The sequence below is a fragment of the Cupriavidus sp. 96C5-1 genome (assembly GCF_057798855.1).
Genome location: NZ_JBYOJU010000038.1, coordinates 43,092 through 66,609 on the forward strand (window position 1 = coordinate 43,092; position 23,518 = coordinate 66,609).

25 protein-coding genes and 2 pseudogenes are annotated in these 23,518 nt (G+C 61.6%); 13 read left to right on the forward strand and 14 right to left on the reverse strand.

Going from position 1 to position 23,518, the window contains the following annotated elements; translation table 11 throughout:
• Positions 1–58 precede the first annotated feature (58 nt).
• From AC3FOF_RS32210 to AC3FOF_RS32220, 3 genes are all read right to left on the reverse strand, one after another.
• Positions 59–1,375, reverse strand: coding sequence for an MFS transporter (locus tag AC3FOF_RS32210; protein ID WP_488728907.1), 1,317 nt, complete (start codon positions 1,373–1,375; stop codon positions 59–61).
• Between the two features lie 104 nt (positions 1,376–1,479).
• Positions 1,480–2,232 (reverse strand): SDR family NAD(P)-dependent oxidoreductase, encoded by a 753-nt coding sequence (locus AC3FOF_RS32215; protein WP_488728908.1) that lies wholly within the window; start codon positions 2,230–2,232, stop codon positions 1,480–1,482.
• Complete coding sequence (locus AC3FOF_RS32220) at positions 2,229–3,092, reverse strand: fumarylacetoacetate hydrolase family protein (protein WP_488728909.1); 864 nt, start codon at positions 3,090–3,092, stop codon at positions 2,229–2,231. Before AC3FOF_RS32220 ends, AC3FOF_RS32215 begins: the two co-directional genes overlap by 4 nt.
• 115 nt (positions 3,093–3,207) lie before the next feature.
• Here AC3FOF_RS32220 and AC3FOF_RS32225 point away from each other — a divergent pair, with 115 nt between their 5' ends.
• Positions 3,208–4,152 carry a LysR family transcriptional regulator gene (locus AC3FOF_RS32225; protein ID WP_488728910.1) on the forward strand — a complete coding sequence of 315 codons (945 nt, stop codon included), beginning with the start codon at positions 3,208–3,210 and terminating at the stop codon, positions 4,150–4,152.
• A 124-nt stretch (positions 4,153–4,276) separates the two neighbouring features.
• Here AC3FOF_RS32225 and AC3FOF_RS32230 read toward each other — a convergent pair.
• The 9 genes and pseudogenes from AC3FOF_RS32230 to AC3FOF_RS32270 form a co-directional block, all read right to left on the reverse strand.
• Positions 4,277–4,735, reverse strand: a pseudogene (locus AC3FOF_RS32230) (SRPBCC domain-containing protein); the annotation flags it as partial.
• Between the two features lie 113 nt (positions 4,736–4,848).
• A pseudogene (locus AC3FOF_RS32235) lies at positions 4,849–5,155 on the reverse strand (DUF2958 domain-containing protein).
• A gap of 263 nt (positions 5,156–5,418) precedes the next feature.
• Positions 5,419–5,976 (reverse strand): flavin reductase family protein, encoded by a 558-nt coding sequence (locus tag AC3FOF_RS32240; protein ID WP_488728911.1) that lies wholly within the window; start codon positions 5,974–5,976, stop codon positions 5,419–5,421.
• Positions 5,977–6,055: 79 nt separating this feature from the next.
• Positions 6,056–6,904: an SDR family oxidoreductase gene (locus AC3FOF_RS32245; protein WP_488728912.1), complete on the reverse strand. Its 849-nt coding sequence runs from the start codon at positions 6,902–6,904 to the stop codon at positions 6,056–6,058.
• Positions 6,905–6,987: 83 nt separating this feature from the next.
• Positions 6,988–7,749, reverse strand: a complete 762-nt coding sequence (locus AC3FOF_RS32250; RefSeq protein WP_488728913.1) for an SDR family NAD(P)-dependent oxidoreductase — start codon at positions 7,747–7,749, stop codon at positions 6,988–6,990.
• A 34-nt stretch (positions 7,750–7,783) separates the two neighbouring features.
• Entirely contained in the window at positions 7,784–8,521 is a 738-nt protein-coding gene (locus tag AC3FOF_RS32255; protein WP_276264644.1) for an SDR family oxidoreductase, read from the reverse strand.
• 16 nt (positions 8,522–8,537) lie between these two features.
• Positions 8,538–8,783: an Atu4866 domain-containing protein gene (locus AC3FOF_RS32260; RefSeq protein ID WP_488728914.1), complete on the reverse strand. Its 246-nt coding sequence runs from the start codon at positions 8,781–8,783 to the stop codon at positions 8,538–8,540.
• Positions 8,784–8,910: 127 nt separating this feature from the next.
• Positions 8,911–9,219 carry a putative quinol monooxygenase gene (locus tag AC3FOF_RS32265; protein WP_488728915.1) on the reverse strand — a complete coding sequence of 103 codons (309 nt, stop codon included), beginning with the start codon at positions 9,217–9,219 and terminating at the stop codon, positions 8,911–8,913.
• A 441-nt stretch (positions 9,220–9,660) separates the two neighbouring features.
• Entirely contained in the window at positions 9,661–10,470 is an 810-nt protein-coding gene (locus AC3FOF_RS32270) for a carboxymuconolactone decarboxylase family protein (RefSeq protein ID WP_488728916.1), read from the reverse strand.
• Positions 10,471–11,175: 705 nt separating this feature from the next.
• On the opposite strand from AC3FOF_RS32270, the gene AC3FOF_RS32275 reads away from it, so the two are divergent.
• The gene (locus tag AC3FOF_RS32275) at positions 11,176–12,099 is read left to right on the forward strand and encodes an AraC family transcriptional regulator (protein ID WP_488728917.1); all 924 of its coding nucleotides are present in this window, start codon (positions 11,176–11,178) and stop codon (positions 12,097–12,099) included.
• 155 nt (positions 12,100–12,254) lie between these two features.
• Here AC3FOF_RS32275 and AC3FOF_RS32280 read toward each other — a convergent pair whose 3' ends face one another.
• Positions 12,255–13,127: a pirin family protein gene (locus AC3FOF_RS32280; protein WP_488728918.1), complete on the reverse strand. Its 873-nt coding sequence runs from the start codon at positions 13,125–13,127 to the stop codon at positions 12,255–12,257.
• A gap of 99 nt (positions 13,128–13,226) precedes the next feature.
• Here AC3FOF_RS32280 and AC3FOF_RS32285 point away from each other — a divergent pair, with 99 nt between their 5' ends.
• The 6 genes from AC3FOF_RS32285 to AC3FOF_RS32310 all read left to right on the forward strand — a co-directional run bounded on the left by AC3FOF_RS32285 (position 13,227) and on the right by AC3FOF_RS32310 (position 17,544).
• A complete protein-coding gene (locus tag AC3FOF_RS32285; protein ID WP_488728919.1) occupies positions 13,227–14,135 on the forward strand; it encodes a LysR family transcriptional regulator in 909 nt (302 codons plus the stop codon).
• Positions 14,136–14,249: 114 nt separating this feature from the next.
• Positions 14,250–14,849: an NAD(P)H:quinone oxidoreductase gene (gene wrbA / locus AC3FOF_RS32290; RefSeq protein WP_488728920.1), complete on the forward strand. Its 600-nt coding sequence runs from the start codon at positions 14,250–14,252 to the stop codon at positions 14,847–14,849.
• Positions 14,850–14,954: 105 nt separating this feature from the next.
• Positions 14,955–15,731, forward strand: coding sequence for an SDR family NAD(P)-dependent oxidoreductase (locus AC3FOF_RS32295; protein WP_488728921.1), 777 nt, complete (start codon positions 14,955–14,957; stop codon positions 15,729–15,731).
• A gap of 31 nt (positions 15,732–15,762) precedes the next feature.
• Complete coding sequence (locus tag AC3FOF_RS32300) at positions 15,763–16,191, forward strand: ester cyclase (protein ID WP_488728922.1); 429 nt, start codon at positions 15,763–15,765, stop codon at positions 16,189–16,191.
• 10 nt (positions 16,192–16,201) lie between these two features.
• The gene (locus AC3FOF_RS32305) at positions 16,202–16,594 is read left to right on the forward strand and encodes an SDR family oxidoreductase (RefSeq protein ID WP_276264654.1); all 393 of its coding nucleotides are present in this window, start codon (positions 16,202–16,204) and stop codon (positions 16,592–16,594) included.
• On the forward strand, positions 16,591–17,544 hold the full coding sequence (locus tag AC3FOF_RS32310; RefSeq protein WP_488728923.1) for a quinone oxidoreductase family protein: 954 nt from the start codon (positions 16,591–16,593) through the stop codon (positions 17,542–17,544). The genes AC3FOF_RS32305 and AC3FOF_RS32310 overlap by 4 nt, the downstream gene beginning before the upstream one ends.
• Here the strand turns inward: AC3FOF_RS32310 and AC3FOF_RS32315 are convergent.
• On the reverse strand, positions 17,534–18,280 hold the full coding sequence (locus AC3FOF_RS32315) for a hypothetical protein (RefSeq protein WP_488728924.1): 747 nt from the start codon (positions 18,278–18,280) through the stop codon (positions 17,534–17,536). The genes AC3FOF_RS32310 and AC3FOF_RS32315 overlap by 11 nt on opposite strands.
• A gap of 550 nt (positions 18,281–18,830) precedes the next feature.
• Between AC3FOF_RS32315 and AC3FOF_RS32320 the strand changes: the two genes are divergently transcribed.
• The 5 genes from AC3FOF_RS32320 (at position 18,831) to AC3FOF_RS32340 (ending at position 23,511) form a co-directional block, all read left to right on the forward strand.
• Positions 18,831–19,442 carry a hypothetical protein gene (locus AC3FOF_RS32320; protein WP_488728925.1) on the forward strand — a complete coding sequence of 204 codons (612 nt, stop codon included), beginning with the start codon at positions 18,831–18,833 and terminating at the stop codon, positions 19,440–19,442.
• Between the two features lie 215 nt (positions 19,443–19,657).
• Positions 19,658–19,867 carry a hypothetical protein gene (locus AC3FOF_RS32325; protein ID WP_488728949.1) on the forward strand — a complete coding sequence of 70 codons (210 nt, stop codon included), beginning with the start codon at positions 19,658–19,660 and terminating at the stop codon, positions 19,865–19,867.
• Positions 19,868–19,959: 92 nt separating this feature from the next.
• Entirely contained in the window at positions 19,960–20,352 is a 393-nt protein-coding gene (locus AC3FOF_RS32330) for a hypothetical protein (protein WP_488728926.1), read from the forward strand.
• Positions 20,353–21,104: 752 nt separating this feature from the next.
• Entirely contained in the window at positions 21,105–22,229 is a 1,125-nt protein-coding gene (locus AC3FOF_RS32335; protein ID WP_276264660.1) for a porin, read from the forward strand.
• A 592-nt stretch (positions 22,230–22,821) separates the two neighbouring features.
• Complete coding sequence (locus AC3FOF_RS32340) at positions 22,822–23,511, forward strand: response regulator (protein WP_276264661.1); 690 nt, start codon at positions 22,822–22,824, stop codon at positions 23,509–23,511.
• Positions 23,512–23,518: the final 7 nt, after the last annotated feature.

Sequence of the window (23,518 nt, forward strand, 5' to 3'; positions counted from 1 at the left end):
AACTCCTGCAAAATGCTCGGTTGTTTGGTCGGAAGTGGTCGGGGCGAGCGGCTTGGGTTCAAGCCGAGTGTGTTCCGGGATTTGCCACGGAAGTGGCAGCACTCGGGCTGCGGAGTTTCAGGAACAGCAGTGCGCCGATCGCGGTGGTGATAGCGAGAAGATTGAGCCCGGCACTCGGCGATGCGAAGGCCTGCTCCGCCCATGTCTTGACATTCGGCGCGACAAATCCGCCGAGTGCGCCGAGCGAATTGATCAGAGCGATGCCGCCAGCAGCCGCGGCTCCACCCAGGTAGTTTGTCGGGAAGGTCCAGAACAGCGGCTGCACCCCGATGAAGCCAGCGGCCGCGAAGCACAGGGCAATCAGCGCGACTATCGGCGATGCCGCATTGACGGAGAGCGCGATGCCGGCGGCCGCCACGGCCAGCGTGGCAAGCGCGATGCGCTCATGGTGCCCGTGCCGCTCGGCCATTCGCGGAAGGAAGTAGGCCGCCGCGAGCGCACAGACCCAGGGGATCGCCGTTACCAGGCCGACTTCGAAGCCGACCTTCTTACCCAGCAGCGCTGCCACTTGCGTCGGCAGGTAGAACACCACGCCATACACACTGACCTGAATCAGGAAGTAGATGAGCGATAGGAACAGCACCCGGCCGTTGCCCAACGCGCGCAATACCGTGCTCGGTCCATGCGAGGATTTGATTTGCTCTTCGCTATCGATGGCCGAAGCGAGGACATCGCGCTCGGAGGGGGACAGCCATTTCGCATCGCGTGGGGCGTTGTCGAGATACCAGTACGCCCACACGCCCACAATCGTCGCGAGCAGCCCTTCGACCATGAAAAGCCATTGCCAGCCCTTGAAGCCCAGCAAACCATCGAGCTCGAGCAGCATGCCAGAGAGGGGGCTGCCGAAGATGAATGCCAGGGGCGCGCCAAGGTAGAACATCCCCATCACGCGGGTGCGTGCACGCGCCGGGAACCACTTCGTCAAATAGTAGATGACGCCGGGAAAGAATCCCGCCTCCGCAACCCCTAGAAGGAAGCGCAGCGCATAAAAGCCGGTTTCGCTGTGGACAAACATCAGGGCAGCGGAGACCAGTCCCCACGTCACCATGATCCGCGACATCCAGATGCGGGCGCCAACGCGGTGCATGATCAGATTGCTCGGCACTTCGAGTAACGCGTAGCCGAGAAAGAACACACCGGCACCGAGTGCGAACATTGCATCGGAGATGCCGGTGTCGAGTTGGAAAGCCTTCTTTGCGAAGCCGACGTTGGCGCGGTCCAGAAAGGCAAGCACGTACATCAGCAGTAGAAATGGCACCAGGCGTACGATCGCCTTGGCGGTTACCGACTCAAGGGCCGGACGATGGGCAGTCATGATGTGCGTCTCCAGGGCGCGCCGGCCTGCAGGCCTGTGCGCCCTTTATTGTGATGTTTGGTCCATGAAATCGCGGCCTGACTGATGCAGGCCTGCGTCCAGGCTCAGTAGGTGGCGCGCCCGCCAGAGAGGTCGAACACGGCACCGGTGCTGAACGCGCAATCTTCGGTTGTCAGCCAGGTGATCATCGAGGCGGCCTCGTCAACTTCAAGGAAGCGCCCCATGGGGATCTTGGACAGCATGAACTCGATGTGTTCGGCTTTCATCGAATTGAAGATCGGCGTCTTGGCAGCGGCAGGTGTAACCGCGTTAACCAGTACGCCGCTCTTAGCCAATTCCTTGCCGAGCGATTTGGTCAGCCCGATCAGGCCAGCCTTGGAAGCGCTGTAGTGTGAAGCGTTGGGGTTGCCCTCCTTGCCGGCCACGGATGCGATGTTGACAATGCGCCCGTAGGCCTGTTTGATCATCTGAGGCGCGACGGCGCGGCACGTCAGGTAGCTGCCGATCAGGTTCACCTCGATCACGCGGCGCCACACATCTGGTTCCAGTTCCCATGTCGAGCCGTTGCCGCCCGTGATCCCAGCGCTGTTGACCAGGACATCGATGCGGCCGAACTTGCCTAGAGTCGCCTTCGTGGCGGCATCGACGGAAGCTTCGTCAGTCAGTTCAACCACTTCGGTGGTGACCTTGCCGAATCGGGCCAGGGCGTTACGAGCCGTGGTGAGCTGGACTTCGTTGATATCCCACAGTGCCACCTCGGCGCCCGACCTCAGCATGCGTTCCGCGACGGCGTATCCGATGCCCTGAGCGCCGCCAGTGACGATGGCCACGCGGCCTTTCATGTCGAGCTGGTTCATCGCGCGCCCTCCACATTGGCAGGCACAGTGCGCTGGCGCTGCTCGCCGAGCCCAGTGATGCCGAGCCGCATGACCTGGCCCGCGCCGAGATAGACTGGAACAGGCTTCTGGCCGAAGCCTACACCCGGAGGCGTGCCGGTGGAGATCACATCGCCCGGCTGCAGGCTCATGAAATGGCTGATATAGGAGACCAGCGTCGACACGTCGAAGATCATCGTGCTCGTGTTTCCATTCTGGTAGCAGTTGCCGTCTACCTCTAGCCAGAGTGCGAGCGCCTGCGCGTCGGGGACTTCGTCCCTGGTCACCAGCCAGGGGCCCATCGGGCCAAATGTGTCGCAGCTCTTGCCCTTGTCCCACTGGCCGCCGCGTTCGAGTTGGTATGCGCGCTCCGAAACATCGTTGACGATGCAATAGCCGGCCACGTGGTCCAGCGCATCCGCCTTCGACACATATCGCGCGGTCTTTCCGATCACCACTCCGAGTTCCACTTCCCAGTCCACCTTCTCAGCGCGAGGCGGGATTTCGACGTCGTCATTGGGGCCCACGATTGCGCTGGTGGCTTTCATGAACAGCACCGGCTCGGTCGGTATCGCCATATTGGATTCCGCCGCATGGTCGGAATAGTTCAGGCCGACGCAAACCATCTTGCCCACCGCGCCAACGCAAGGGCCAACGCGGGGCAAGCCCTCCACTAGCGGCAGGGTCGCCGGATCTATGGCCGCCAGGCGTGCCACCGATTCCGGGGAAATGGTGGCGCCCGTGACATCGGGAATGTGGGCGGAAAGATCGCGGATGCGGCCCTGTTCATCGACCATCCCTGGCCGTTCCTGGCCTGCCGCGCCATAGCGGATCAGCTTCATTGTGTCTCCTGTCTGTCGGTGTGGAATGCGTTGAACTGTATGTGGAGCCGCTATATCATTCCAATCGAAAGATACGAAGAAGCAATTCCATTTTGGAATATGAAGGAGACTGAAAATGCCGTTGACGCCCCGCTTGGTGAACCGTCTCAAACTCAAGCACTGGGCTCTCTTGAGTGCATTGAGCGACACACCCACGTTGAATCAGGCTGCGGCGCTCATCAATGTGACCCAGCCTTCCGCCACGAAGATGCTGGCGGATATCGAGCAAGCCTTTGGCTTCCCCATTTTTGAGCGTCACGCGCGCGGCATGAGGGCGACGCCGCTGGGGCAGGAGGTGGTGGCATACGCGCGGCAAACGCAGGCTAGCCTGACTCGCTTTCTGGAGGATCTCGAAACCAAGCGGCGTGGTGGCCATGGCCATCTCGTTCTCGGCGCGATCATGGGGGCGGCCCCGGATCTCGTCGCCGCGGCGGTGGCGGATATCAAGCGCGAACGGCCACGCCTGAACGTGCGAATCCTTGGCGATACCAGTGACCAGATTGGCGTTCTGCTGGAGAGGCACGAGATCGAACTCGCCGTGGGCCGATTCACCGGGCCGCTAGACCACAACAAGTTCGACTTCTCGGCGCTGTCCGACGAACCGCTACGCATCGTCGTTCGCAAGGGACATCCGCTCGCACAGTGCGAGCAACTGAAATGGGAAGAGCTGGTGCGCTGGCCATGGGTGCTACAGACACTGACCAGCCCTGCGCGCTTGATGTTGGAAGAGCAGTTCGCGCAGGCGCACGTGTCCACTCCGGAAGACGTGATCGAGTGCTCTTCGATTTTTGCAACCTTGCAACTCTTGCAGTCCGGTGACGCCGTCGCGATGTTGCCGGAATCGGTCGTGCGGGATCACGTCAGGGCAAGTTTGCTGGCAACGCTGCCGATCGTCATCGGGCTGGACTTGAAGGCATTCGGCGTGCTGACGCGCAAAGATGAGCCGCTCTCGGAAGTGGCGCAGAGATTTATCTCGCATCTTCAAGGCAGAGCAAAGTCGAAGGCGGCCGCGGGGCCATAAGCGGTCGCGACGCTCATCAAGCAAGCGGCGCGCGACCAGGAATAGTTACTGGGGGTAGAAGGGTGGGGAGAGTCCCCATACATCCACGGATGCTGGCAGATCCAATAGCCACGGCGACGACTCGCTGGACGTAGGCGGCGAGATGGGCAAGGAACGAATTCATGCCGATCCCATGGTCTGTCTGAGAAATGCCGGACGGAACGTTTTCGGCAACGACCGTGACGACCGTACCGCCCGCTGCCACCTCCAGCACCCAGGGCATCGTCATCATCCCGGCGAAAGTCGGATCGGTCGAGGTACACTCGAACATCTGGACGATGCGCTGCTGCGGCACCAGCGCGACGAAGCTCCCGACCACCACATCCGCGTTGGCCGTTGACTTGCCAGGGGCCGAAGCGAAGGTGAATGTCATCTGGATCCGCCCGCCGATGCGCGGCTCGAAGACCTGGATCGCCATAGTCGCACCTTCAGGCGCCGACCATTTCGCCATAGCCTCGCGCACCACGAAAGCCTGGTAGATCGCCGCGAGCGACGCCTTGATGAGTCTTGACGCCGCGTCGCGGCGCACCGTCGAAGGGGTCATGGCTTTGCTCTCACAGTCAGCAGCGGTGAGCACCAAGAGAACAAAGGGGCGCATTGAAGCGCCCCAAAAACCGATCAGATGACGATCCGCCCCGCCAGCCGAGCATCGCGCGCTTAGGCGCTCAGACGCTTCCCGGCACGAGAGTGCAAGTCGCGTTCGATCGGCAACCCCAGCCGTCCGCGCACGGCCGCCAGTTCCTGCAGGCTGATCCAGCCCAGCTCAGGCATCCCCAGGCCCAGGTCGCACAAGCCGAAAGCATGGTCATGCTCGTCCGGGTCAATCTCGGTCAGCAGCCGGGTCCGGCATCCGGCGTGAACAGCTTGACCACGTGCGCGGATCGAAGTCCGGGTTCTGCAACGATTCGCGGCCATTGGCCAGCAGCACCAGACGCTGCTCATCGGTGATGAATGCGTAGTTCATGGTGAACTCCTGAAGGCCGCCGGGCGGAATTGCCCGTCTCCTCCGGGTCACGGCACAGCGCAAGCAGTCAAGGGGCGCAGACGGTCATAGGCCGCCAGCGTGAAAGGCACGCACCGCCCTTGACGGCGAGAACGCCGTGGCACGATGAAGGGAACAGCAAGCCGCCCGTACCCTGTCCACCACACACCCTCGCCTCTCGGCAAGCGCAGCGCGCAGGCTCGGCTCAACAAGCCGAGCCGCAAGCGTCAAGGGATCAACGCCATCTAATCCATCAGATACTGCCAGCGCACCATCCGATCACCCAAATCGATCGTTTCCCCATCCACAATGAACTTGCCGTCACCCGCGTGATGAATCAGCCGCCGCTCCTTACGATCCTGATCCACCCATATCCTTTTGACCTCCAGGATGAACAGGCTGTAGCGATCAAGCAAGGAGGTGTCTGCAACTCGGCATTCGAGGTTAGCCAGACACTCCCCCACCAGCGGTGCGCGGACATCAGTTGCCGGAAGGGCCGTCAGGCCGAAACGCTTGAACTTGTCAGTCTCCGAGCCAGAACAGTTGCCGACATCAACGACGATCCTAGCGAGATCAACGGTCGGAATGGCCAACACGCACTCGCCAGTCCGGCGCAGCGCCTCATGGCTGTGATCCCAAGGGCCAATGATTGCACCTACCAAGGCAGGCTCGTGCTGCACCATCATGTGAAAACCCATGGTCATGAGGTTATCGCTTCCATTCGTCGCCCGCGTAGACACCATCACGATGGGGCCGGATTCCAGCAAACGATAGGCTTTTGACGCTGGCATTTCTTTGAACATAGTAGATTCTCCAAGGTGTGACGGCGCCCGTTGTCAAACACCGTCACTGGCGGATCAAACACATTCAGCATGCGCTCGGTCAAGCGGTGAAATCGATGGCCTCTGCCGACCCCTTCCATGCCTCGATGTCCAGGCGTACGCCTTGCATCTTCTGCAGCGCCAGTTCATTGGCGACATGCCCGGCAAACAGATGAAGCGGCGGCTTGGCGACGTCCGCGGCCTGCATGATCAACAGGGCAAGCTTGTCGGGATCGCCGGCCTGATGTCCTGCGAAGGTTCCAAGGTGCAAGTCCAACGAGGCCTGGGCTTCGGTGTAGTCATCGATCTTGCGCTGTGCTATCACCAACGAGCCGCTGGACAGGAAGTCGGTGCGCACCGGCCCTGGATAGAGAACGGTCGCCGTGATGCCCAGTTCGGCAACTTCGGCTGCCAGGGACTCGGTCAGGCCGGCCAGGGCAAACTTGCTGGACACATAGCTGCCCCAGCCCGCATAGCCGCCCTGGAAACCAACGATGGATGCGATATTGATGATGTGCCCCGAGCGCTGGCGCCGCAGATGTGGCAGGGCATGCCGCAGCACGTTCAAGGGAGCAAAGACGTTCACCTCGAAGTTCCTGCGCAGTTCGCTGTCGGACAGCGCCTCGATCGTGCCTTGCTGGCCATAGCCCGCATTGTTGACGACGACGTCAAGACGGCCAAAGGTCGAGATCGTCCTGTCGACGGCGCTTTGAACGCTGCGATTGTCAGCCAGGTCCACTTGCAGCGGAAGCAGGCTGTCGGAAGCGGTGCCCACAGTGGATTCGAGTGACTCAACGGTTCGCGAGGTCACCGCCACGCGGTCGCCGCGTGCCAGCAGATGACGGGCCAAGGTTTGGCCGATGCCCTTCGAGGCGCCCGTGATGAACCATGTCTTGCGTGTTGCCTTCATGATGTTCCCTCGATTTCCCTTAAGGGGAATAGAAAAATTGATTGGTTGACTGGTGGCCCGCAGACGGCTGCGCCGCCGTTCCGCTACTTGAGCGCGACGCTCATTCCACCGTCGGCCATGACCACCGAGCCGACGAGATAGCTGGCCTTGTCAGACGCCAGGAAGGCGATGACTTCGGCAATTTCCTCGGGTTGTGCCGCGCGCTTGATAGGCGCGTTCTTGCCGTGCTCGGCGAGGAACCCGGGACCGTCCGCATGGATCTTGTTGGTGATGTTGGTAACGACGTCGCCCGATCCCACCGCGTTGACCCGGATTCCGTCTTCGATCGCTTCGAGCGCCAGCGCGCGGGTCAACTGCGCAAGAGCACCCTTGGACGCTGCGTAGGCAGCGATGCTCGGGAACGCTTGATAGCACGCATAGGAGCCGACGTTGACGATCGCGCCTTGCTTGGCGGGGATCATGGCGCGCATGGCCTCACGGGAGAACAGGAAAGCGCCTGTCACATTGACTGCCAGGATTCCGTTCCAATCGTCGAGCGTCATCTCCACCACCGGCTTGTTGATGATGATGCCGGCGTTGTTCACGAGAATGTCGAGCCTTCCGAACTTCTCCTTCGCCAAGGCGACTGCGCGTATCGCGCTCTCTTCGTTCGCGACATCAGCGACGAGCGGAACGATGCCGGGACGGGCCAGCGTTTCGACGTTTGAATTCCTTCCCACGGCGATGACCTTTGCGCCCTGCGCGTGAAGGAGATTCGTCGTCGCGAGTCCGATGCCGCTGGCAGCGCCTGTGACGATCGCGACCTTGTCCTGGAACGGCGTTGCGATGGATGCGTTGGATGTCATGTTCATTCCTTCGGAAAATACGTAGTCGGTCGAATCAGTGGGAGTTGGCCGTGGGGCGAACGACGATTTCGCTCACATCCACATCGGCCGGCTGCTCGATCGCGTAGGCGATCGCGCGGGCGATGGCATCCGGTGCCAGTGCGATGCGGCGGTATTCGCGCATGGCATTGCGGGCCGTCTCATCGGAGATCGTGTCGGCCAACTCGGACTCGACGACGCCGGGGCAGATCACGGTCACACGGATCTTGTCGGACTCCTGGCGCAAGCCGTCGGAGATGGCGCGCACCGCGAATTTGGTTGCGCAGTACACCGCGGCCGTGGGCGATACAGCCAGCCCGCCGATGGAAGAAACATTGACCACCTGGCCATGGCCCTGCTGCTCCATGCTGGGCAACACGGCCGCGATGCCGTGCAGAACGCCGCGGATGTTCACGTCGATCATGCGATTCCACTCGTCCACCTTGAGTGAGGACAAGGGCGAGAGCGGCATGACGCCCGCGTTATTGACGATGACGTCGATCCGACCGAAGGCATCTCTCGCAAACTCGGCAAAGTCATTGACGTCCTTTGCCGACGTGACATCAAGCGCGCGATAACGCACCGATCCGCCGCTTGCCTGGATCTCCCCGGCCAAAGCCGCCAGCCGCTCCGTACGACGCGCGCCGACAACGAGATGATGTCCCTGGCTGGCAAGAAGCCGCGTGGTGGCTTCGCCGATACCGCTGCTGGCGCCGGTGACGAGGATGATTTTCGGTTTTTTGGTTGCAGACATTTTGGTGAACTCCTTTTCAGCGGGTGGTTTCGCGGTACAGCACCATGCCGGCGTGGTACAGGACGCCATCACGGAAATCGCCGCCGGCGGTAAAGCCGGTGTCGTCGCGGTAGTCGATGTGGTCGCCCTCGATGCGGTAGCTACCCTGATAGGCGCTTTTGCGCGAACCTCGGGCTTCGTCATAGCGGCCTCCCTGCAACAGCGCGTGGCGGATGTTTCCATCGGCCGTCACCCACATGCCGACGTACTTGTTCTGGTTCATGGCGCGCGCCTCCTGGGCTCTGCTATCGCGGGTTGATGGGGTCTCGCGAGCTTGCTGGGCATGGCCGATCGAGATGGCGGTAGCCGATAGAAGGACCGAGATCATTTTCTGGTGGGCTCGCATGACATCAGCCTTTCGCGCCCACCACAGCCACTTTGGAGAACAGGCGCAGATCCATTTCGCCGTCCAGCAGCGGCGCTGCGGCTTCGGCAAATTTCAGGAGATGCGGCGTCTTGAAGTGCTGGTCCAGGTCATCGCGGGATGTCCAGTTTTCGTAGACGAACCAGAGATCCGGGTTGTCTACTGATCTGTGCAGCTCGAAGTCAATGCAGCCGGCTTCCTCGCGGGAGATCGGCGCCAACTCGGCCAGCAAGCCGCCCAATGCCGTGCCCTGTCCGGGCTTGGTGCGCATGAACGCAACGTTGGTAATGGTCATGAGATGTCCTTTGCGTGAGTTGCCGGAAGAGATCGTCAACCGGTAACTCATGATAGGAACGACACCCCTCTACGCGAATACCTGCACCTATGTGGTTCTTGCCCATTCCTATTTCGAGAGGAATGTCGAGCCGCTGTCGGCTACCGCGACCAAGCAGCGAAAGGAGTAGTCACTTGTCCACCCGTGCAGCGTGACGTATTCGGTGGAGATAGACGCCGGAGCTTGCGGCGGCCCCGAAAGCGCCATGCACCAGAATCGGCCACGGTATCCAACAACGACCGTTCAAGCCAACCCCGGCTTTGGCACGCGGCGGACAATGAATGGCGCATGAACCAGCGCACGCTTGAAAGTCTTTCAGGTTCGCGCGGCCATGGGCACAAAGGCAGGAGCGATCCCCGCTTGGTCATGTGCCAACAGGGACGTGCTCATCCGCGAAGACGGTCAGGGCGCTGCGTGATGCTGTTCGCGCTCAGCCATCACCTCCTTCGCAGCCAAAGCCCCATTGATCGCTGCGGGGAAGCCAGCGTAGACAGCCGTGTGCGTGATGATCTCTATCAGTTGATCCTTCGTTCCGCCCACGTTCAAGAAACCGTGCATATGAACCTTTAGCTGAGCGAAAGCCGTCCCGAGCGCGGTGAGCGCCGCCACGGTCACCAATTCCCTCGACGGCAGGTCCATGGACGAGCGGCTGTACACGTCGCCAAAAGCAAACTCGATGATGTACCGGCCAAGATCCGGCGAAATGTCCTGCAACGCAGAAATCACGCGCTCGCCGGCATTGCCATCGATGTCCTTCAGACCCTCCCAGCCTTGCTCATATCGCGTCTGATCCGGGTTCCGAGGTGTCATGCCCGCGTCGCACACCAGCGCGATGCCTCTCTCTTCGAACAACTCCTTCAGAACCATCGCCGTATTGATCGCTGCAGGGAATCCGGCATAGACAGTCATGTGGATTGCTAGCTCGACGAGTTCCTCAGGCTTGCAGCCTACGTTGAGCGCTCCCCCGAGATGGAACTTCAGTTGCGGCCGGGCATGTCCCAGCGCAGCCAACGCACCCGCAGTGGCGAGTTGCCGTTGCCGCAGGTCGAGGTGGCGACGCGGATAGACCTCGCCGTAGGCGAACTCGATCGCCAGCCTCGCCAAGTCAGGCGCGATGTCTTTGAGATTGGCTTCCAGCGAAGGGGGGCGTTGGCCCTCGATCATCGCGAGATAGTCCAAACCAGTCTGGTATCTTGCAGAGGCGTCATTCATATTCCGTCCTTCGGTGATGTGTGATTCGAGGCGTAGGCTTCCAAGCCTCATTTGACCGATCCTCTCGGTGTGATGCGCGGTAGCTACTGCTAGCCAATTTGGTGGACTCCATGTGGCAAGGCCCAGTGCCCGAACCGATGCATCCGGGCGCACATGGACAGTGGAACTGCGGCCTCTACCCTTCCTCAAGTTTCATTTCACCGTGAGAAGAATGCGCGAGCTGGAGCCAATCAAGTTCGCGCTGAAGCGTCTGAAATACGTCGCCCTCGATCTCTCCACGCAGCCTCATCGCATTCAAGGCAGAACGCTGTTGGGTCACACATTCCATTCGGAGGGCTTCGCCACGCGCCGGAGTTCTGGGAGGTGCTGCAGCATTGGCCTTCTGAAGATCTTGAAGCTCAGCCCGAAGTCGCCCGGCGGCATCCCCGGACAGTCCCCGAATTTGCATGTCTGCGGCCTCGATCATCGTAGAGGCGGCGAATGCGGGCGGCGTTGTCTTGGTCGGAGCTCATGGAATGTCCTTTTTGCAGGTAGTCGGCAGAGACAGTCCACCGGTGACTCATGGTAGGAACGCCTCCCTGCGGCGCGAATACCCACATCTATGCGCTCCTTGCCTATTCCTATCGTTCTGCGCTACCCTGGAGCAGGCAATCCCGGAACTTCGAGGAGAACCTCACCGACGCAATCTGCCCTGACCGGTGACCTATGACGATGATCGATGAGCCTATTTCCCAGCGCATGTCGGCACTCCTGGCGCAACTGGCGCCAAACGAGGGCTATACGTTGTCGACGCTCGATAGCGTCCGTTTCATGCGCTCGGATCGTCCCTTGGGACGCACGCCGGTGCTGTATGAACCCAGCATCGTGATCGTTTGCCAGGGCCGCAAGCGCGGCTTCCTTGGCAGCGATGTCTATGTCTACGACGCTCAGCACTACTTGGTGTTGTCGGTTCCCTTGCCCTTTTCCACCGAGACCGAGGCCAGCGAGACTGAACCCATGTTGGCCGTTTCCATACGCCTGAGCCTGACCGATGTGGCCGATTTGATGTTGGCGATCGATCGCTCAGACCAACACACGAGTGATTTGCCACGAGGCATGGTTTCGACCCCGCTGGGAGGTCCGTTGGCCAATGCAACGCTGCGCTTGCTCGAAGCCCTGGCATCTCCGCTCGAAGCCCAGATACTTGGGCCGGCCATCGTGCGGGAGATATGTTTTCGGGTGCTGGTGGGGCAGCAAGGCGGCGCCATGCGCGCGGCGTTGACGCATCAAGGGCAATTCGGCAAGGTCGCCAAGGCGCTGAGGCGCATCCATGTCGACTTTGCGCAGAGCCTGGACGTCACGCATCTCGCAGGCGAGGCGGGTATGAGCATTCCGGCCTTTCACGCCCACTTCAAGGCGGTCACGCACACCTCGCCGATTCAGTACATCAAATCGACCAGGCTGCACCAGGCACGGCTATTGATGATTCGTGACGGCTTGACCGCAGCGTCCGCCTCGGCACGAGTCGGCTATGAAAGCCCATCGCAATTCAGTCGCGAATTCAAGCGCTTCTTCGGCCGAAGTCCTATCGAGGAAGTACGCGACATGAGAGCCTCATTCGCGCTGTCACCAGCGGCACAAATCTCGTAGCTTGCTGTAGCCCACTGAATTTGCTTGCTTGCACGGTATCAGCGCAAAACCTGGACCTTTGACCGAGCCTTGGTCCAAGTCCTCCGACATGTTCCAGAAATGTCGAACGTCAAAAAAGGGGGGTGGAAACTCGGGTCCCGGTGTTGACGCGCGCTTCAGCACACTCGGCCGCGGGCGCGGAGTTGCTCGCCGAGCCGAGCAATTTCTTGTTCGCCGCGCTGCAGTGCGGCGGGGCTGGTATGGACGGAGTAGTGCCCGAGCACCAGTGGATGAGGATGCTTGACCGCGGTGCCGACGATGAACTCCGTCGCGCCTTCGGCGACTACGCCGATCCCGGCACTACTCTCGTTCAGCACAGCGAGTTCGTTCGCGATACGCGCGCCGGCCAAGTGCAACGCACCTTGGGAGACATGGAGCCAGCCAACGTTGTGGCCCGGCTCCGTTGTCAGCTGCCAGCGTTCGCCATCACGCAGCCGGACATGCAGCACCAGCAGATCTTCGGGTGCGGCCACCTGGCTGTGCGCGCCTGTATGGCGGCCGAGGATCACGCGAGCCGGGCCTGATTGCGGCACGGCTTCGGGCGGCAGGTACTGGCTCTGCGCTGGCGCATGCTCCAGTGCCGCCGGCAAGGCAACCCACAACTGGTAGCCGCGAAAGCGCCCCATGCTGGCCGGAGAGACGTCGTGCCAGACGCCGTGGCCCGCCCGCATCCATTCGACATTGCCGGCCTCCAGCACGCTCGAGGCCCCTGTCGTATCTTCGTAGCGCATGGAGCCGGATAGCACTACGGTCGTCATGGCGATGCCCGAGTGCGGATGCATTGGGAACATCGCGCTGCCTGTGGCCTGGAAGTCGAAGTAGTCCAGGAATACTAAGGGCTTGACTTGGTTGCCAATGTCTCCGGGACTGAATACCCGGGTCACGGGGCCGTGGCGCCGGCCGGAGGCTTGCTGGACGACGTGGCGTTGGGCACCCTGGGATTCGGTTATTGGCCTAACAGGTTGCAACGATGGCGTGAAGGTGGACATCGGGTAGTTCCGTCTGATGGGTTGAACGGAACTTTAGGAACTGGACATCCAGCTGAGAAGCCTATATGTTTCGATGGATTTCATCCAAAGGAGCGATGGATGCTCGATGGCGTGTCCTTGGACCAGTTGCGGACCTTCATCGCGGCAGCGGAGGAAGGCAGTTTTTCGGCGGCGGGGCGCAAGCTGCGCCGGGCGCAATCCGTGGTCAGCCAGACCCTGGCCAATCTCGAGGCGCAGCTTCGCGTATCGCTGTTCGACCGTAGCGCACGCTACCCAGTACTGACCGACGAGGGCAAGGCACTACTGGGCGAAGCCAAGACTGTGGTGAATGGCATGGATGCATTCAAGGCGCGGGCACGCACTTTGTCTGAGGGCCTAGAGCCCGAATTGTCGGTGGCTGTCGATGTGATGTACCCGATGGCTGCGCTCACCGACGCCGTCGGCGCCTTTCGCCTGGCCTTTCCGACGACGCCACTGCGCATGTATGTCGAGGCGCTCGGCGCGGTAGTCCGACCGGTGCTGGATGGTGTCTGCCGCATCGGTGTGATTGGCTCGATGCCAGTGGTGCCCGAAGGGCTGGACGCAGAGAAACTACCGGAAGTGCCTATGGTCACCGTCGTAGCTCCAGCCCATCCGCTGGCTCAATGCCAAGGCATCCTGCACAGCAAAGATCTCGAACGGCATGTGCAATTGGTGCTGACCGACCGCACCACGCTGACTGCAGGCAGCCACTTCGGCGTGTTCTCGCCGTTGATCTGGCGCCTTGCCGATCTGGGTGCGAAGCATGCCTTCCTCAAGGCTGGTTTTGGCTGGGGACATATGCCGCTGGCGATGGTGGAGCCAGACCTGGAGGCAGGGCGACTGGTCCGCATCCGCCTGGAAATCCATCAGCCGGCAACACCGGGTATCGCCATGTACGCCGTCTACCGCAAGGACGCGCCGCCCGGACCGGCAGGGCGCTGGTTCATCGACCGGCTGCAACAATTCACCGCCAACGCGCCCGCCTGATCCATCGTTCTGGCGGATGGATTCCATCGAAATAAACAGGCTTCCGCTATAGGTGAATGGCTCCTAATCTTCGGTACATGCAACTCGCCAAGTTGTCCACTCCGGGAGCCTCTCATGACCAAGGTACTCGTTCTCTACTACTCCTCATACGGCCACATCGAGAAAGTGGCCGAGGCCATCGCTGAAGGCGCCCGCAGCACCGGCGCCCAGGTCGACATCAAGCGCGTGCCTGAAACCGTGTCGGTGGAAATCGCGAAGAACGCGCACTTCAAACTTGACCAGGCGGCTCCGGTCGCGACAGTGGCCGAACTGGAACACTACGACGCCATCATCGTCGGCACCGGCACGCGCTTCGGCCGCATGTCGTCCCAGATGGCGGCTTTCCTCGACCAGGCCGGTGGCCTCTGGATGCGTGGCACGCTCAATGGCAAGGTCGGGGCCGCATTTAGTTCTTCGGCCACCCAGCACGGCGGCCAGGAAACCACGCTGTTCTCGATCATCACCAATCTGCTGCACTTTGGCATGACCATCGTTGGCCTGCCGTACAGCCACCAAGGCCAGATGAGCATGGACGAGATCGTGGGCGGCGCACCTTACGGTGCGACCACCGTGGCGGGCGGTGACGGTTCGCGCCAACCCTCGGAAATGGATCTGGCCGGCGCACGCCACCAGGGCGAACTGGTCGCCAAGACCGCCGCCAAGCTGTTCGGCTAAGGCCTATCCGGCCGCGGCTAGGCCGGGCCGCCCGCATCCACCAAGGGCTTTCATCGCAGGCTCCGGCCTCGGCGGGGCTCACTCGTCCCTTCTCTGGAGAACACCATGAGCATCAAGGATTTCACTGACAAGGTCGTGCTGGTCACGGGGGCTGGCTCCGGCATCGGCCGCGAAGCCGCACGAGTCTTTGCCGATCGGGGCGCCTTGGTCTACTTGGCAGACGTCGGCACGCATGGCTTGGCCGAAACCAAGGATCTGATTGTCGAACTCGGTGGCAGGGCGCAGGCGGCACGGGTCGATGTGTCGGTCGAAAGCGAGATGGCCGCACTGATCGTGCGCATCGCCAAGGAGGCTGGGCGCCTGGATGTGGCATTCAACAACGCCGGCATCTCCGGCCAGGCCCACCGGATCGAGGACTACCCGACAGCCGATTTCGACCGCGTGATCGCGGTCAACCTGCGCAGTGTGTTTCTGGGCATGAAGCATGAGCTGCCTCTGCTCAAGCGCAGCGGGGGCGGCGCCATCGTCAACACCGCCTCGGTCGCAGCCCTGACTGGACCTGGCGGTATGAGCGCCTATGCGGCATCCAAGCACGGCGTGCACGGTCTGACCCGGGTGGCTGCGATGGAGAACGCGGCCCACAGCGTGCGCGTCAATGCGTTGGCCCCCGGCTGGACCGAGACGCCCATGGTCGTCGCGGCCAGCGCCCAGAACCCGGGCTTTGCCCAACTGGCAACCACCGCCATTCCCGCCAAGCGTGGCGCCCGTCCCAGCGAGATCGCTGCGGCAGCCGTCTGGCTGGCCTCCGATGCCGCCAGCTATGTGATGGGCCAGATGCTGGTCGTCGATGGCGGCATGACGATCGGCGGCTTCGAACTCTGAACTTCTTCAGCCACTGTCCAAGGAGAAACCCATGACCCAAGTCAATGTCAGCGAAGCCGCCAAGGCCGTGATTCGCCGCAACACCGATGAAGTGCAAGGCAGCGGCAACTGGGCCCTGTTCGACGAATTGTTCGCCGACGATTTCCTCGACCACACGCCGCAGCCTAACTGCACGCCGGACAAGGCCGGCGCCTTAGGCCTATACCGCAAGCTGCGCGAGGCCTTCCCGGATTTCCACGCCGTCATCCACTGGCAGCGCGCCGACGGCGACGTGGTGACCACCTACAAGACTTACCACGGCACGCATCGGGGCAACTTCCTGGGCCTGGCGCCCACAGGCCGGGCCATCCATTTCGAAACGGTGGATGCGATGCGTGTGCAAAACGGCAAGATCACCGAACACTGGGGCGTGGCCAATCTGTACTCAGTGTTGCAGCAACTGGGCGCATTGCCGCAGTAAGGAGCAGGCCATGAACACCAGCATCCTGCTGATGGCCAGCATGGGCGGCATTTCAGGCGCCGGCATGACGGTGGCCTACTCCACCAGCAAGGGCGGCGTGGTACTGATGGCCAAGGCCATGGCCGACGCGCTGGGCCCCGACGGCATCCGTGTCAATGCAGTGGCGCCCGGCACCATCGACACCCACCTGCTGCGCACCAGCCCCGGCATCGCCGAGGCGGCCGAGGGCTTTCGCCAGCGCACGCCGCTGCGCCACCTGGGCCGCCCCGACGAGATTGGCGACGCCGTGGCCTGGCTGGGCTCCGACCTGTCCAGCTATGTGACCGGCATTGCCTTGCTGGTCGACGGCGGCCTGCTGTCCGTCATCTCGAACCCAACCCTCTTCCAAGGCTCCTCATCATGAACACCACCATCCGCTTCCATCAGTACGGCGCCCCCTCGGTCCTCCAGGTCGAGGACGACCCGATTGGCACGCCCGGCGCCGGCGAGGTGCGCCTGCGCCATGAGGCCATCGGCGTGAACTTCATCGACACGCTGTTTCGGCAAGGCATGTATCCGGTGCCGCTACCGTCGGTACCGGGCGTCGAGGGCGTGGGCATCGTAGAGGCGCTGGGCGCCGGTGTGGCTGGCATCAAGGTAGGCCAGCGCTTGGCCTACTACCTGGCGCCAGGCAGTTACACCCAGCAGCGCCTGATTGCTGCCGAGCATCTGGTGCCGGTGCCGGACGATCTGTCCGCCGAACTGGTGGCTGCCGTGCTGACCAAGGGCCTGACCGCTTGGGCGGGCCTGAACGGCTACCACCAGCTCCAGGCCGGACAGACCGTGCTGGTCCAGGGCGCCTCCAGCAGCGTGGGCAATCTGCTGGCGCGCTGGGCCAAGGCGCGCGGCGCCGCCGTGATCGGCACGGCGGGATCGCCGGAGAAGCGTGCGGCGCTGGCCTCGGCGATCGATCATGTATTGCCTTCGGACGCGGCGGATCTGGCGGCCCAATTGAAGCGCTTGGCGCCGCAGGGCGTCGATGTGGTCTACGAGTTCGTCGGCAAGGCGACTTTCGCAGCCACGCTGGCTGCAGTGCGTGACGGCGGGACCATCGTCTCGATCGGCTCTGCCTCCGGCGCCCCGGAGTTCGACAGGGCCGAGGTTGCCCGTCGCCAGATCCGCATGGTCGGCGGCCCGATGGCTAGCCATTTGCAGGGGCGCGTCGACGAGGCCACGGCAGCAGTGTTCGATGCCTACCGAGGCGGCTTGTTCGGTGCGGTCACTGCTACCCGCTACACGCTCAAGGACGCGGCACAGGCCCACGCCGACATCGCCGGACGGCAAAAGGCAGGATCGCTGGTGCTCATTCCGTGATGCGGTTCGTGTGGATGAGGCGGGTATTCGAGCCAAGCTTCAATCCACATTTCCTCTTGAGCAGATCTCCATCGATCTGGATGCGTTTCTTCCAGGCGACGGAAGTGAAGCCCGACCCCAGTTCCGGGAGGAAGGATTCCATTTCGCGGATGATCGACGCCTCCAGGTCGACTTTCGCGAAGTCATTAGGATTCCTCTGCCGGAAGGCGGCACCGTCACGATCCACTATCCGCGCGGCATCACTGCGGCCAGCATCGGCATGGTCGAGGAAATGTTGGCCACCCACTCCCTTCGCCACCTGGTGGCCGAGGAGAACGCAGCCTCGCAAGCGACCGACAGCACGGAGAACCGCGCATGATCTGCGGTGATACACCACCTTCGGCATGCGCTCTGGCCTGGGCGGCGCCAAGGGTTTCAAGATGTCCGCATTCCGCGTCGGCATGTCAATCCTTGCCGCGATCTCCGCCGCGTCCCTTACCGCCGTCGCTGCCCCGGTTCCCCCCACGGCTATCGCCTCGGTCACTCCCGCGTTCGCCGCCGCGATTCCAGCCCTGCTTTTCTCCCCGGTCACCACCGCGATTCCACCCACGCTTGTCGCCGCGATTCTCCCCTTGATCTCCGCCTCGGCTCCAACTGCGGTTTTCGCCTTGGTTCCAGCCACGGCTCCAGTTGCGGTTATCACCCCGATCCCAGTCGCGATCCCAATTGCGACGCCCGCCGGAGTAGCCACCACCATCCCAATCAAAGTAGCCGCCGCCGTAGTACGGGCGCGCGTATCCGCCGCCGTAGTAACCGTCGTCGTATGGAACAGCGACACAGCCACTAAGAAGTGCCGCCGTGCCCAAGGCGAGCACAGAAAGGAGTTTCATGGCGAGCTTCGCTTACAGGTGGGTGAATTGCCGCAAGGATACAGACGACCACCTCCTCCAGTTGTAAGAAATCGTGTCACAGAGCGCGAGGTGACAGCATGATCCTTCGCAAATACAAGACGTTCCGGTCGAGTGGTGCCAGGCGGCTATGACGCTGTAGCCTATCCGAAGGGCGGGACAGCGGCAGACGGCTGGGCGATGGTCCATCGCGTAGGCAAGAAGGCTGCAGGTCGCCTGCTCGACGGCGTCCTGCATGATGGCTTTCCTGCGGCTCACCCTCCGCAATAACGGCTCTACCGGCAGCTCGCGCAACGTCCCGGGCTCGACCTCGGGAACATTGATGGCCGGATCCCGATAAGCGTCGCCAGCGCGATGCACAGCCCCGCGAAGCGCAAAATCCGCTGGGGACAGCAGACAATGAAGCGGCTTGGCATGATTGAGCGCGTGGAAGGCGAACGCGGCCTTTGGCGACTGAGCGAGAACGCACGGCAGAAGCTGCACAATGCCGCTATCGGGGTCAAGCCGGTTGCCTTCGGCACGGACTTGGGAGTCGCAGTATGGGCCCGCTCCGGCGAGGTGTTTCCAAGGCTGGGCGAACCGATCGCGCTCTGCGTAACGTCGCCACCCTACCCTCTCCGCCAGGCTCGCGCCTATGGCAACCCTAACGAAGCTCAATTCGTCGACTTCCTCTGCGAGGCGTTGGAACCAATCGTCCGCGAGCTGGTACCGGGCGGCAGCATCGTGATTGATACTGGGAACGACGTCCATCTGGCAAGAAGTCCTGCGCGGTCCCTCTACGCCGAACGGTTGCTGCTGGCGCTGCATCATCGGCTCGGCCTCTCTCTCATGGACCGCATTCCATGGGTCACCTACAGCAGGCCACCTGGCCGAACCTCATGGGCTTGCGTCAATCGCGTCCAGCTAAGCAGCATGCACGCGCTGGTCTATTGGCTCACGAATAACCCGCCCGCGTACGCTCAGACAACCGTCGCGTGCTACAGACACATACCGAACGGCATAGGAAGCTGATTGCCGCCGGCGGCGAGGCACGGACAGCAATCTATGGCGATGGCGCGTGCCGTCTGGGGCCTGGCTCCTTTGCCAGCGACACCGCGGGCCGGTTGCCGCGCAACGGCATCGAGCGTGGCCACGCCTGCGCGGATACCCTATATCGGCAGCGCGCGAAGGAACTCGGCCTCCCAATCCATGGGGCGGTGCAACCGACGGACATCCCGGATTTCTTCGTGCGCTTCCTCACCGAGCCGGACGAGCTGGTCGTGGATCCGTTTGGCGGCCCGGTCCGGACCGGGCTGGCGGCAGAGAGGCTGGGGCGTCGGCGGCTGGTGACCGAATGGATACTGGAGTACCTGCGCGGGGCCGCCGAACTCTTCTGCGAATCTCCAGGCTTCGACTTGCACCCAGCTCTTGCCACATCGAATCGATCCATATCCTAGACTATCCGGAATGAAGGCCGCCTGCTGCACGACGTCGCGGCACAGCAGGACCTTCATACCTGGCACACAACAAACGTCAGAGGAGCGCCGCCATGGACAGTCGCCAACCGCTACAACTAACCGACGCGATTCTCATGCTCGAGCAAATCCGCGTCATTTCTCGCCACGATAGCATCCTTGCCATTGCCTACGACCCGGGATACGCGGTGGCTGGTGGGCGCCCCTTTAAACCTGTCGTTGCCATCCATCCTGGTTTCGACTGGGATGCCGGCCGCGTCTTCCTCGATGTTGGCCCGAAGCTGATGGCACCGAACGAGGATCTGCAGAGGCTGAAAGCCCTGGTCCGAGACTATGCGGAGACCATCGGCTATGTATCGCTCGCGCTGCGCGATACACAGTTGGGGACTGAAGCAAAGCTACAGGCCATTGATCGCACCATCGCCAGTCTTGTGCAGCCAACGGCTGTCTCTTCGCCGCAGATATAAGCAGATCGAAGCATGTACTCACCGCGTTCGCCTCGCGAACGCTGGTGCGCGCCTGTTCTTGTGGGGATTTCCAATTTGAGTTGCAGCGACAAAACGGTTGAGTCCGCACAGTTCGGCGACCGAAGTATTCGCGGAATTCTCATATCGGCTCAACTCAGCCTTTCACTCGAAACGGTCGTTCACCATCGCGCATGACGGGGGTGCCACCAGATGAAGGGGCTCGCTACAGAGCGCCAAGCGAAGGAAGCCATGCAACCATCCTGTATACGGCAGGATGGCCAACGTCGATGCCGACTGACGCCGAAGCAATCCTGATCACCTGAGTGCGCAAGCGCGTCTCCAGCCTGGTTAGCTTCGACGCCCTCACCCCTGCATGCGGATGCGCGGTATGAAAAAAGCAGGCGATCCACCATTGAGAGGTGGCGGATCGCCTGTCTATCAACCGCGGGAGATCAATGCCGCTGAATGACTATCGGGCGACCATACCGAAATGAATACCCCACCCTGGCAGGATTAAATTAATAATAAGCGTATATTGTTTAATTTGTGCGCTTTTAAGATAAAAATTTAATCCAACTACAGAATCTCGGTATATATCCTGAGACCGCCGCGCAACGGCGCGAAAGCTAGATGAAGGGTTGCCAAGCCTACGATGCGATGGCTTCTCTTTCAGTCGGAAAGTCGATAGGCGTTTCCGACCGATAGAAAGCCAATAATCATCGGCAAAACAAGAGCGCAACGAGGAGAGCATCTTGAAAACAAAATACACAGCCATCGCGCTGGCAATCTGCGCGGCCTGTGCCAATCAGGCCAACGCTCAATCGAATGTAAAGCTATACGGCCTCATTGACACCACCATCAGCACCATCAGTAACGCCGACGCAAGCGGTCATCGCCTGACCGGCTACCACCAGCCGGCCTGGTTCAGCGGCAATCGCTGGGGCCTGACCGGCGCGGAAGACATTGGCTTCGGCACCAAAGTGATTTTCAAGCTGGAAAGCGAATTCACGAGCTACGACGGGAAGATGGATACGCCCGGCGTGCTGTTCAACCGTGACGCCTGGGTTGGCATCAACAACGATGTCTTAGGCAAGCTGACCTTCGGCCGCCAAAATGCGCTGGGACGCGATCCTATCGCCACTGGCATCTACGCCGATCCCTACGGCCCGGCGGCGATTACCACCGAGGAAGGTGGCTACACCAACAACAACAATTTCAAGCAATTGGTGTTCTATGCCGGCAGCGCCTCCGGTACCCGCATGAACAACGGCGTAGTCTGGAAGAAGCTATTCGACAATGGCTTGACCGCCGGCGCGGGCTATCAGTTCGGCGAGGTACCGGGCTCACCTTCGCGCAACACCACGGAATCCGTCACGCTGGGCTACAACGGCGGCAATTTCCACGTGTCGAGCTTGTTCACCCAGGCAAACGTGAATGGCCAGCGCAACCGCACCTATTCGGTCGGCGGCAATTATGTATGGGGCATCTTCCGCGCTAACGCGGGCTATTTCCACTACACTGCCGAACAAGGTGCACTGGGCCAGCGCAAGGACGATGCCTACACCGTATCGCTCAAGGTCGATCCTGCCGGCCCCTTCGACTACGAGATCGGCTATCAAATGATGAAGGCCGGCAATGCCGCGCTCAATGCCGACGGCTTTACCATCAACGCGTACGGCAACACCGCCAACTCCACGGCGACCGACAGCGGTCGCAAGAACACGTTGTACGCCTCTATCTTCTACCACTTCTCGAAGCGTACCGAGCTCTATCTGGCCGCGGACTACATGTTCCTGCAGCATGGCTATCACGCTGCGCAGTCCAACGGCTTTGCGCACCAGAGTGAGTTCGCAGTGGGTATGCGCACGCGCTTCTGATCCTGAGTTTGGCGCGCTGCCGATGTGATGCAATAATGAACTTTCCTTGTCCCGGCCACAAGCCGGGTTTTTTTGTCCTGGACAGCATCCCGGCCAGCAAGCGGGCTTCGTGCTGCTCGGCCAGTTCAAGACCGGGTCATCGCCGGCCGCGCTCAATAGCTGGCAACCGGCATGTCGGCGCGCCGAATCACCGACGAGCGCACGCGGAAAACCGGCCTAGTCGGCATTGATGTGTGGCACGTAACGTCGGATGAGGTTGTAGCAAGGTGCGCCGAGCTGTTGGCTCAGCGCCGTCAGACCGGCAACGTAACGGTTGGCGCCCTCCGACGCGCACACCGGGTCTCTTCTCATAGGTGGGCCCATCGGAGTACCAGACCGCCTCAATTCACGGGTACGAGGTATCTGCACCTGCACCATGGGGGAGCCGCGGCACCAAAATATCTAAATAACGCACATATTATTCGATTGACGCACAAATTCTCGTTGACCCTTCCAGGGCATTGCACCCCGGCCCCGATGGTCCTCTCACGATGCGATCCTGATCGTTCGTACGGCAAGGGGATCCAGGCCGCCTAAAGAGCCTATCGACGCCATGCGTATCCTGCTTATTGAGGACAACACAAGGCTTGCCAATGCCCTGGTCGAAGCCTTGACGCAGGCCGGGTTCACCGTCGACTGTGTGCATGACGGCCGCTCCGCTGACTACTTGCTATCGACCCAGGACTATGCGCTTGCCATCCTGGATCTCGGCTTGCCTCAGCTCAACGGACTTGAAGTACTACGCCGCCTGCGGCACCGCCGTAACCCAATGCCGGTAATGATCCTAACCGCGCGAGGCTCGGTCGAGGATCGCGTCAACGGCCTCAACCGGGGCGCTGACGACTATCTCACTAAGCCATTTGAGCTTTCGGAGCTGAAAGCGCGCGCCCGCGCCTTGATCCGGCGCAGCCTTGGCCACGGCAGCCCGGGGCTTCGCTGCGGCCCGCTCTGCTACGACGGCCTCAGCCGTATTTTCGCTCTCAATGATGCGCCGTTGGCGCTGACTAGGCGCGAACGCGATGTGCTCGAAGTGCTACTCCTGCAGGGCGGCCGCGCGGTCAACAAGGAAGCGTTGTCCGAGAAGATCTTCGGCATCGACGAGATGGTGAACCCCGACGCCATCGAGATCTACGTGCACCGCCTGCGCAAGAAGTTAGAGGGGAGCGGCGTGGCCATCGTCACGTTGCGCGGCCTGGGATACCTGCTCGAAGCATCCGTCCAGGCCAGTCCCTCGCCCCGATGAATATCCT